Origin of the sequence: Streptomyces sp. BR123 (genome assembly GCF_013401435.1) — a bacterium.
Taxonomy (GTDB): Bacteria; Actinomycetota; Actinomycetes; order Streptomycetales; family Streptomycetaceae; genus Streptomyces.
The window spans coordinates 67743-77389 of record NZ_JACBGN010000005.1 but is presented as its reverse complement, the minus strand read 5'-3'; the positions used below and the strand labels follow the sequence as shown (position 1 = coordinate 77389).

The 9647-nt window shown below is 73.0% G+C and carries 3 protein-coding genes; all 3 read right to left on the bottom strand.

Annotated features, from left to right (window positions below):
* A partial coding sequence (locus HYE82_RS01545) for an AfsR/SARP family transcriptional regulator (protein WP_179172054.1) occupies positions 1-734 on the bottom strand: 734 nt, incomplete at its 3' end.
* Between the two features lie 319 nt (positions 735-1053).
* Entirely contained in the window at positions 1054-7257 is a 6204-nt protein-coding gene (locus tag HYE82_RS01540) for a hypothetical protein (protein ID WP_179172053.1), read from the bottom strand.
* Between the two features lie 114 nt (positions 7258-7371).
* On the bottom strand, positions 7372-9645 hold the full coding sequence (locus HYE82_RS01535; RefSeq protein ID WP_309144161.1) for a hypothetical protein: 2274 nt from the start codon (positions 9643-9645) through the stop codon (positions 7372-7374).
* Positions 9646-9647 lie beyond the last annotated feature (2 nt).

Below are 9647 nucleotides of genomic sequence, written 5' to 3'. Positions count from 1 at the left end.
GCCGGGGCCGGGGTGAGGGCGGGGTCGTCCCGCAGGATCGCGTCGTGCAGCTCCTGCAGTTCGGGCCCCGGCTCCATGCCGAGCTCGTCGATGAAGAGCCGCCGCGTCTCCCGGAAGGCCTCCATGGCCTCGGCGCGCCGACCGGAGCGGTACTGGGCGAGCATGAGGTGCCGGCGGGCGCGCTCCCGCAGCGGGTGTTCCCGTACGGTCGCGGCCAGTTCGGGCAGGAGCAGCCGGTGCTCGCCGAGTCCGAGCCGGACGTCGGTCTGCGCCTCGTACGTGTTGAGGCGGATCTCCTCCCAGCGGGCCGCCTCGTCCTCCACGAGCTGCCCGGAGACCCCGGCCAGGGCCGGTCCGCGCCAGAGCCCGAGCGCGTCGGCGTACGCCCGGGCCGCCTCGTGGAGGCGCTGCTCGCGGACGGCGGTCTCGGCGGCGGAGACGAGGTCGGTGAAGGTGACCGCGTCCAGCTCGTGCCCGTCGGTGCGCAGCAGGTATCCGGGGTGCGAGGTGACGATGGTCTCGTCGGCCACCCCCTCGGCCTTCAGTGCTTTGCGCAGGGCGGCGATGACGATGGCGACCTGGGTCCGGGCGGTGGCGGGCGGACGTCCGTTCCATACCACATCGACCAGAGTGTCCACCGGAACGATTCGCCCCGGACTGAGGAGCAGAAGGGCCAGAATCGTACGTTGCCGGGCACCCCCTACCGGAACAGTTCGCTCCCCCACAGTGGCCATAAGTGGCCCAAGGATTTTGAAGCTGATTCGCTCGCCCAATGGATCCTCCCCCTGTCACCGACCGGGCTCAGCAGCTTGATCACCCTACCTTCCCGGGGTTCTGTGAACAGAGTTGGGACGTATGCCGTTCGGCCTGCACACACCCATGACCGAAACCCGATCGAGGGTCAACCGATTGGCCGAAATTCGCCCATCGGACGTGACGCCGGACCCAACGGGACCGATCATTTCCCGCCTCGTCCGCACGACGCCGAGCCGGCCGGCCGCCCGGGCGTGCGGGCGGCCGGTCCGGTCCGGTCCGGTCCGGTCCTACAGGGTGCTACGCGTGGAGCGCCACGCACTGCCGGAGCAGCGGCTCCAGACGCATCCGGGTGTCCTCACGGTCGAACACCTGGAGGGCGGAGAGACAGCCGACGATCCACTGGGCCTCGTCCTCGTCCTCGATCCGGACGGCCACGGCGGTCACCGCCTCCTCCAGGTCGAACGGTCCCTCCTTGAACGCGTCGTCAAGGGCCCGGTATCCGGTCGCGAGCAGCGGGTCCGCGTACACGCCGGTCTGCTCGACGAAGTCGCGAGCCTCGGCGCGGTCCGTACGCAGGCCGGCCAGGCGGCGCAGCGCCTCTTCGGGATCGCCCAGCTCTCGGTGCAGGCGGTGCGCGCGTCCGACGAGGGACGGCCAGCCACTGGTCAACTCGTGGAGGCGGTCCAGGCGGTCCTCCGTGTGGAACATCTCGACGCGCTGCGCCCACCCGCGCAGGCTGCGGCGGTCGTGGCGGCGCAGCACGACGGGGGCGGCGGAGGTGGGTTCGGCACCCGTCAGGAGCGTGCGCCACAGGGCCAGCTGGTCGGTGGTGGTGACGACGACGACCGCGCGGGTCACCCCCGCCGTCGCCGGCAGCAGCGTCTCGGCCAGGTCGACGGCTTCCCGGCAGGTCTCCGGCCGGGCCGGATAGCGGGCGAAGTCGCTGATCACGACCCGCCGTTCACGGGGCAGACCGCCGGCGAGCTCCTGCTTGTAGACGCTGGGCTTGCCGACGGGCGGCAGCTTCCAGTCGGCGATGCGCCCGGCGACCGTGCGCAGCGTGTCACCGACGTCGGTGACACCGGTGGCAGGGGTTCCGAGGACCACCCGCGTCTGGTTGGACCGATCGCCGAGGAGATCGTCCAGCTGGGTGATGGTGAGCGGGGCCGGCCTGCCGTCGGGCAGCTCGGGGCGCCCCTCCTGCACGATGCTCTCCTGGAGTTCGCAGTCGTCATCGGCCCTCAGCAGGCGGGCGTCGACCTCGTGGGAGGTGCCGATCATGCGCAGGGCGTTCGGGCCGCGCAGATGCCAGCCCTGGCCGTCGTGGTTGGGCGCGAGGATGCCGAGGCCCACCATCTCGGAGAGATAGGCGCGGAAACCCTCGGTGTCGAGGTCCTTGAAGCCGTTGCGCCAGAACGTCTCGCACTCCTCGCGCAGTTCGGCGTCGCTCAGCCGGACCTCCAGGCCGTGGTGGCGGGCCTGGTACGCCAGCACGTTGGCGATCACGTCGTAGCGGTGGTCCAGGCTGAGCGTGTCCTTGAAGGCCGCCGAGATTCCGTCCCTGAGCCCGGTGTCCGACTCCACGACCTCGATGTCGGCGATGTCCACCGTGTACGGGGGGCCCTCGGCTCCGCGCCGCGCCCGCTTGCGGTGCATCACCTCGACCAGCCGGTGACCGAACATCTGGAGCAGGAACGGCTGGTAGGAGCAGTAGCCGAGCACCCGGTTGACGAGGTCCATGTCGTGGAACTCGAACCCGAGTGCCCGCATGGGTTCGACCAGCAGTTCGGCGGCGAACTGGGGCGCGAGCGGGCCGATCACCTTCGGGGTCTGCGCGAGGTGGCCGAACGGCCCGTTGCTGGCGAGCTTGGAGAACCGCTGTACGGAATGCAGGCCGGCGAAGACGACCTTGGCGCGGTCCTTGGTGTCGGAGCCGAGGCCCTTGAGCTTCTTGGTCTGGTCGAAGCGCGGGGCGTCCGCCTCGAAGAACTGGTCGCACTCGTCGAGCAGGATGAGCAGTCGGCGGCGTGAGTCCCCGTCGAGCCAGGCCCGGATGGCGGCCCGCACCCGCTCGGAGATGTCCTGGCGTGACCGGCGGCCCTGCGGCCTGCCCAGGACCTGCGCTCCGGCCAGCTCCCGGTCCAGCACGCTCCACAGCGCCTCCGGTCCCAGCGAGCTTCCCTTGCCGATGTTCTCCTGGTCGAGATTCACGTACACCGCCTGGTGGTAGCCGGGGCGCTGTTCCGCGAACCGTTCTCCGGCGTCGCTGAGGAGGGCCGACTTGCCCAGGCCCCGGCCGCCGAAGATGACCTGGGTGCCGAGAGGGTTGAGGATGCTCTGGCGTTCGGCGTCGCGGCCGTAGAACATCTCGCCGCCGATCCGGCCGCGCTTCTCCCTGATGTACGGGTTGACGCCGGAGAACGGCAGCAGTGTCTGCGTGGCGGTGCTGACCTGGCGGTTGCCCCGGGCCGCAAGGTAGGCGAGGGCGGCGTCGTCCACGACGAGCAGCGGCTGCAACCGGGACGATCCCACCGCCAGTTCGACGCGGGCCTGGCGGCTCAGCGTGCCGAAGTAGGCGACGAGGAGACTCGTTCCGCTGGTGTCCCGCTCCGCGAGGCTCATGACGACCTTGGCGGGCGGGCGGCCCCAGACCATCAGCACGCGGAGGCTGCCGCCCTGCTCCCCGATCTGCGAGCCGAACGCGGGCGCCTTGGCCCTGCCGTTGATCTCCACCTCGGTCACCTCGAAGAGGCGGTACTCGCGCCGGCGCGCGGACTTCTCGTCGAGGGGCCGGGCGCTCTTGGCGTCGTAGCCGAGGAGTTTGAGGGCGGGCAGCAGTTGGCGCCGGGCGGACACCTCGAGCCGGTCCTTCGGCTCGGTGGCGCTCAGCTCCCGCCACTCGTCGAGGGCGTCGGCCGCAAGGGCCGCCTCGTCGGTGGAGAGGGATGCGTAGTCCAGGACGGGGAGCGCCGGGTGTTTGCCGCCGGAGCGCACGAGGTCCACGAGCCCGCGGTCGATGCCCTTGCGCAGGCTGTCGGGCACGCTCGGGAAGAACTCGATCAGGTGCGACTCCCCGGTTTCGATCTCCGGGACGGGTTCGCCGATCTCCAGGAAGTAGACCAGGTCGGCGGCGGTGGCCAGGCCGCCGGTGTCCAGGTGCCTCAGGACCTGGTCCCGGTCCTCCGCGGTGATGTCCAGGGCGTCGAGCCGGGCCCGGATCCGGTCGGCCGCCTGCTGCCGGAAGGCGGGCAGGTCGTGCGTCACGCTGTCGAGCGCCCGGCGTACGTCCACCAGGTCGTGCGCGTCGGTGTCGTCGATGCGGCGGCGAGCGTCCTCCAGCAGTTCCTGGAGGCGCAGGTCCTGGTCGTCGGTGACGGCACCGTCCGCCTGGGCGCGGTGCAGCTCGGCGACGAGTTCGCCGTGCGCCCGCCGCAGCCCGTCACGCCGGGCGGACTCGCGCTCTGCGATCTCGGCAACGGCGGGAGGAGTGAACCCGGCCGCCGGCGTGGCGGGCAGCGCGCCGCGGCCTGCCAGCTCGACGATGGTACGGGCCGCGGCGAAGGCGTCGTGGGCGAGCCGCTCGGCGAGGGCGTCCTCCCAGCTCATGCCGACCGCCGTGAGGAGCCGGTCGAGGGTCGGCCGCTCGTCAAGCGTGTCGCAGACCTTCAGCAGCTCCACGTCCAGCACGAGTTCGGGGGCGACCGAACCGCCGGGACGCGTCGTCGCGGTGTCCCCGCCCAGGAGGGCGAACAGTTCCTCCATGGAGGCGCGGGCCGCCCACGCCGCCGCGGCGGCGACGGTGCCCGAGCGACGCGCCAGCTGCGCCAGTTCGCCCAGAACCGCCTCCTTGCCGTCCAGCAGGGACTGGCGCAGGGCGGATATCTCCTTGACCGCCCGGCTGCCGTCGGACCGGTCGCCGCGTCGGATGCCGTCGACCGCCAGGCACCATTCCCGGGTCAGGCCGGCCGCCCGCTCCACGACCTGCACCAGGTCCTGCCGGCCGGAGCCCTGGAGCGGTTTGCCGCTGGAGGAGCGGTGCTTGCGGTCCATGCGGTCGATCTCGTTGTTGATCTCGTTCAGTTTCGACAGGCGTTCGGCCTGCGCCCGCACCTGCGGCACCGCCTCGCGACCGTCGCGGACCACGGTCATGAGGAGCGATCCGAGCATCCCGCGATCGGGTGCCAGCCAGTGCTTGGCGATCTCGGTCGCCCGCGCGAAGCGCAGCCTCGGGGGTGCGAGCAGGACGCGGCACTGCTCGCGCAACTCCCGCAGCCGGGCCTCCGTCCCGGAGACGTCGGCGATGACGACCATCGGGGAGGCCGTCATCAGGGCACCGCTGAGGGCACGGTCGGCGACGGCGGTGGCCGCCTCCCCGAGGCGGTCCGGCAGCCTGGGCACCAGTGCCTTGAGCTGAGCGCCCGCCAGATGGTTGCCGGTGATCAGCGCCGTGCGCAACAGCGCCGGCAGCAGGACGAGTTCGCTGCCCTCGGCGTCACGGCCCGCATGTCCGCCGTACCGCTGGAGCAGGTCCGCGGTCAGCCGGGCACCCTGGCTGTCACCGGAGGTGAGCAGTGCGGCGGCGCCGGCCAGGCGCAGCGCGGCCACTTGCGGCTCGGGGTGGCAGGCGGCGCTCGCCACGTGGTGGGCGAGTCCGAAGCGCCGCTCCACGACCAGCTGCGCCAGGGCCCGTTCCGCCGCGGTCTCGTCGGGGTCCGGGTCCTCCTGCGCGGCCGGGGCCGTTCCCCCGGCCTGCGTGTCCCCGGCCGGCGTGGCCTCGGCCTGCGTGTCCCCGGCCGGGGTGGCCGCATCCGGCGTGCCCTCGTCGCGCAGTGCGGCGGGGCCGGGCGGGGTGGGCACGGACGCCGGCGCCTGGTCACCGGCGGAGGGTGACGCAGTCGGCGCGTCCTCGGCGGGGCGCGGTGGCCCCAGGGGCGCCGTCCGGGCGGCCGCGGCGGCTTCCTCGTCCGATACGGAGCCGGACGCGCTCTCCTCGGCCGGGTGCTCGGCGGTCTCGGCCGCCGGGTTCCCGGCAGCCCCTTCCCCGGCGGGCTGGGCGGCCCGCGCGGCCCCGTGTCCCTCGGCCGCCTTGTCGCTCCCGGGTCCGACGGCCTCCGGCTCCTGCCCGGCAGGTGCCGGGGAGCCGGCTACGCCACCGGCGTCCTCCGGCAGCGGCAGCGCCAGTTCAGGAGCCATGACCGCCGCCGTGGCACATGCGGGCAGCACCCGTACGACCTGCGCCTGGAGAGCGAGGATCTCCGCGGCGTCCGCCTGCCTCCCCAGCCGGATGAGGCGTGCCAGGGCGGCGAGCGCATCGCTCTCCTGGCGCTGCGACTGCTCCCACACCGCTGTGTCCAGCAGGCGGCCGGCCGCGCCGCGCACGTCCTCGGCGGCCACGACGGCCGGGCCGTCCGGATGGCACGCGACGACGGCCGTCAGTTCGCGCAGCGTCTCCCGCGCCCGCAGGTCACGTTCACGTGCCGCCCGGTGGGAACGCGCGGCGCCCGCCATGTCCTCCAGCCGACGGGGCACCCCGTCGATGCCCGCACCGCGGAACACGGCGTCGGCGCTGTCGAAGACGCCGCCCAGCGCCGTCAGCGGAGCCAGGTCCTCGGGCTGTGGCGGACGGCCGTCGACGACCGCGGCCGTCACCCGGTGGACGGCATGCCGGGCGTCCGTGAGAGCCGTTTCCAGACGCCGGCATGCATCCTCCGGATCTGCCGCCTCCCCGGCTCGGGCGTCCTCGGATGCCGTCGCGGGCAGGTCGTCCGGCATCGCGGGCTCCGGTGCGGAGCCGTCCGTGCCCTGCGGGTCGGGGACCGCGGAGTGTTCACGCTTCCCGTCCTCGGAAGACGGCTCGGCTCCTTCCGGCCCTTCCGGCCCTTCCGTTCGTTCCGCTCCTTCCGGTCGTTCCGGTTCGCCGGGTACGAAGCCGGGGTTCGCCGCCACGATGGACTTCGCCGCGGCGCCGACGGCGGCGAGTCGTGCGGACTCCTTCTCGTCGGCCGTCGCGGCGAACCAGTCCTGGTCCGCGGCCCAGGCGAGGACGTACGCGTCGGCGACGGAGGCGTGGCACCAGGTGAACACCGCGGCCCGCACCAGTGTCGCGCCCCACCGGGAGACGGGGTCGGTGGCCGTCCCGTCGTCCCGGGGGAAGACGAAGCCGCCCACCGCCTCCATGACGGTACCGGTGAGTTGCTTGACCCCGCAGGTGCACGCCTGCTGCCGTGACTCGCGCCGCAGCCTGGAGAGGATGTCCCGGCACAGGGCACTGCCCGCCCGTCGGGGAGCCGCCATGCGGATCCCCAGGCTGCGGAGCAGCTCCTGCCGGTACTTGGGCGGCAGGGAGTTGAAGGCGAGTTCCACCATGCCGACCGTGAGGTCGTTCAGAGCGGCCGGGTGTTCCAAGGCGTTGAGAGCGGCGGCGAGGCCTCCGAGGGCCTCGACCGACGCGTTCGGCGGGGACCACGGTGGCCTCGTGACGACGAGGTGGCGGTCTTGCATGCGTGCGTGCTCCGTTTCCGTGCTGTTCGTCATTGCTCTGGGGAAGGGGGAGTCGAGGAAGACGACCGGAGAGAACCGGTGCGGCCTCGCGGAGCGGGCCGGGGCGAGAGCGGATCAGCGGCCGCGGGTGTGCTCGGTGACGAAGGTGTACCCGTCGGGCAGTTCCCAGCCGTCCGCCTTGCCGAGTCGGCGGCAGTACTCCCGGAAGGCCGCGCGCTGCACGTCGCTGGGCGAGCGGCCGGGTACCAGCCGGCGGAGGTGGCCGGGCACGAACCGGATGCCGAGCAGTCCTCCACCGTCCGGTTCCGTTCCGCCCCAGGGACGTATCACCCGCGGGCGTGTGGGGCGGAAGCCGATGAGGGCGATCGTCGGCTCCCCGCCGCGTACCGGGAAGTGCGGTTGGCCCCAGGCGTCGCGGCTGCCGAGGGCCGGCTCCAGAAGCCGTTCCGCGAGCAGTTCCAGGACTGCCGACTCCAGGGCAGCGGCCTGTGACCGCGCCGGTTCGCGGCCGTAGGCCGCGAGGGGCAGGGCCGAACGGTCCAGCAGTGCGTGGCCGTCCAGGGTGAGCAGCCCGCAGCGGCGCACCGTGCGCAGGACCAGCTGCCGGGGGCCGAGACCCGCTGCGGTGTCACCGTGGCGGTCGCTTCCCGGTGCGTCCTCCCGGGTGAGGACGCGGGGGTCGAAGCAGTGCCCGACCACACGGCCGCCGACCTGCACCGGTTCGGGGAGCCGGGCCGTGGCGACACGGATCACCGTTCCGCCGCGGAACCACCGCAGTTCGAGCATCAGGCCGGGGAAGAAGTCGCGGGGCCAGCAGACCCCGGTCAGCCGGCCGCTCTCGTCCGCGAGTTCGGCGCCGACGTCCTGAACCGCCTCGTCCGCGTGCATCGCCCCGCCGCGGTGGTCGAGTTCGAGGCGGATCACGGGGCATCGGCCGTGGGACGAGCGGAGCTCCCGGGCGACGTACGGGTGCAGGGGTAACCGGCCGTCGATGAGATGGGCCAGCCGCAGCGGCGACCGCCAGACGATCCCGTCCTCGTCGGACCTCAGCAGCTCGCCGGGGCCGAGAACGGCATCGTCGGCGAGGGGAACATCGACCGGATCCACCACGACCTCCGGCTCCGGATCCGGCTCGGGCTCCGGCTCCGGCTCGGGCTCGGGCTGCGGTGGCGCAGTCATGGTGGACGTCCACCCGCGTCCGGCCGCAGCCAGCGGGTCGCCGGGGGATTCCGCATCACCGGGATGGTGGGACCGCCACACGCCTCCCCCCTCGAAGGCGTCGTCGAGGACGACTCGGGAGCCGTTCTCGAACAGGCCCTGATCGCTTTCGCTGTGGACGACGTCGGCCAGGGCCAGGTTCGCCCGGCACACCGCTGCCGCGTAGCCCACTCCCCCGAGCACGTCCGCTGCCCCGGGAAACCCGCGAAGACGCGGTCCGACCGCTGTGTACACGGTGACCGGCGCGGTCAGACCGTAGCGCCTCCGCACCGGCACGGCCGCGTGCTCCACCGCTGCCACGAGGGACCTGAGGTCATCGCCGCCCAGCGGCCCGGTGTCGCGCCAGCAGGCCGCCAGGGAGGACCGGGTCATGGCGTGGTGCCCCCATGTCCGCAGGGCGTCGCCGGAGTCGAGGACGCCCCGCACCGTGTCGAGGAGACCCAGCAGGCCCGCCCGCAGCGCGGCGTCGCCGGTGCCGCCCACCAGTTCGGCGAGGGAGACCGGAACGAAGGGGCTCAACAGCTGCGCCCGCGCGGTCGTCAGGAGATGGTTCGCGTAGGAGGTCAGGTCGTCGCAGAGGGCCGCGTCCCGGGTCGGGTAGCGGACGTCGACGACGACATGGCCGTCCCCGTTGATCCAGCGCCGGCGCATGCGCAGTCGGTTGAGCTGGGCCGGTGACAGGCTCAGGCCCGGCCCGAAGGCGTCGAAGTCCAGGACCAGGAGTTCCCTGCGCCGCGGGGCGACCGCGTCCCCCGGTCGCCCCGGCCCCTCGGCGCCTGCGGGTGCCCCTGACACCCAGGCCGGTACGTCGCCGAGGGCACCGACCTCCGGGTGGGCGCCCTCCCTGTAGACGATCTCGGCATAGAGCGGGTCCGACCCGGTGGCCACGCACACCATGGCACCCACCGGGAGCACGGGAGTGCACTCGCCGAAGGTGATCACGGGAAAGTCGTCGAGGCGCAGCGGGCTGCCGCCGTAGCCTTCGCCGCCCAGGTCGTAGCCGAAGTAGACGGCGTTGAAGGCGACGGCGGTGTGCACGGGCGCCCGGCGGGCCGCGACGACAGCTTCGAGATACCTCAGCAGCCGCTCCCGGTCCCGCTGGGGCACGGCGTCGTAGCCCCGTGTCATGGCGGAGGTCAGCAGCGCCCGGTCGCCGTACGGCTCCGGCACCT

What these genes read in the sequence shown, in the direction of transcription:
- HYE82_RS01540 (WP_179172053.1), bottom strand. Translation starts at nt 7,257, where the DNA reads ATGCAAGACCGCCACCTCGTCGTCACGAGGCCACCGTGGTCCCCGCCG.